This is a genomic window from Methanospirillum sp., assembly GCF_035406105.1.
Taxonomy (GTDB): Archaea; Halobacteriota; Methanomicrobia; order Methanomicrobiales; family Methanospirillaceae; genus Methanospirillum.
In genome coordinates this window covers 1-1199 of record NZ_DAONKG010000372.1, presented here as the reverse complement: position 1 = coordinate 1199, position 1199 = coordinate 1, and the positions used below count along the sequence as shown (strand labels likewise).

Here is a 1199-nt window from a genome sequence, read left to right as displayed (position 1 = left end):
GTCTCTTTCATCTTTTTATAATCAATAGTGTATTTCTGGATGATGGAAGAGTAAAAACCGGTCATTGCAGAGAGAATGATAATGACGATATAAAAAGGGATGTGAAAGGTATCCACGAGTGGTCCGAGAACGACATTCAGCGAGGTTCCAAGTGTATTGCGAACTGTTTCTATACTGGCAATAAATAACAGCCCCATAGCCAGAATCAGGGGCATCATACTCATGGTTGCTGACTGCGATCCTGCCATGGTTTACCTGAGGACCTGAACCATCTCTTCTACTGCTTTCTCAAGCAGGAAGTCAGGGTTTTGAATATATCGTATCGTGCACCCGGTCAGCATGGCATAGGATGCGGCAACTGCACGGTTGAAATCCTGGTGATCCTGAATATCCCGGTACCCTTCAATATCACGGATCCGTGAGGTGTCTGATAATCTGCGCTTTAAGATCTGGTCTGAGTCAGTCTCGACAAGAATGATCAAATCAGGTTTTAACTCCTTCAGAACACATTCAGGGAGTCCAGGAAGGAATCCTACCGGCGTTTTTACTGAAGCATGGGTATCGATAATGACATTCCCATCGATCCGGGCGATCGCCTGTGAAGCAAGTTGCTGAAGTCGCTTCTGGGTATTTTTATCAAGTTTGCGCATTTCATCACGGTCATTGACAATACCCTCCTTTTGTGCAACATCGAACATAAAGGTGCCAAAATTGATGCTCTGATATGGCACTCCTTCTTCCTCAAGCCGTCTGATTGACTCGGTAATGACCGAGGTCTTGCCGACCCCGGGCACCCCGGTAATTATGACTTTCTTCCCGGTCATAGTGGTTTCTCTCTTATTCCTTACCAAAGAATGTTCGCATGAACGGATACATTTCCATGATCTGTTCACTGGCGATCTGTTCATAGAGCCGGTAGGTAATTGAAACCGTCAGCAGCAGACCAGTACCGGACACTGCCCCGATCACACCAAAGAGGTTTGCCACTACCGACATGATTCCGATAAAAACCCCGCCGATAACCGTGACACGGGGAATATATCGGTCAAGAACCTTTTCAAGGACTGCCGGATTTCTCCTATAGCCGGGAATTGACATTCCGGAGAGCTGAATCTGCCGTGCAACAGCCTTGGAATCAAGACCGGCGGTCTTCACCCAGAACAGAGCAAATACAGCACCTCCGACGATCATAATGAGGG

General features: G+C 47.1%; 2 protein-coding genes and 1 pseudogene. All 3 read right to left on the bottom strand.

Annotated elements, in window-relative coordinates:
• The coding region (locus PLA23_RS13595; RefSeq protein ID WP_324475570.1) for an EMC3/TMCO1 family protein at nucleotides 1-248 on the bottom strand (248 nt) is incomplete at its 3' end.
• A 3-nt stretch (nucleotides 249-251) separates the two neighbouring features.
• Complete coding sequence (locus tag PLA23_RS13590) at nucleotides 252-824, bottom strand: adenylate kinase (RefSeq protein WP_324475569.1); 573 nt, start codon at nucleotides 822-824, stop codon at nucleotides 252-254.
• A 13-nt stretch (nucleotides 825-837) separates the two neighbouring features.
• A pseudogene (locus PLA23_RS13585) lies at nucleotides 838-1199 on the bottom strand (preprotein translocase subunit SecY); the annotation flags it as partial.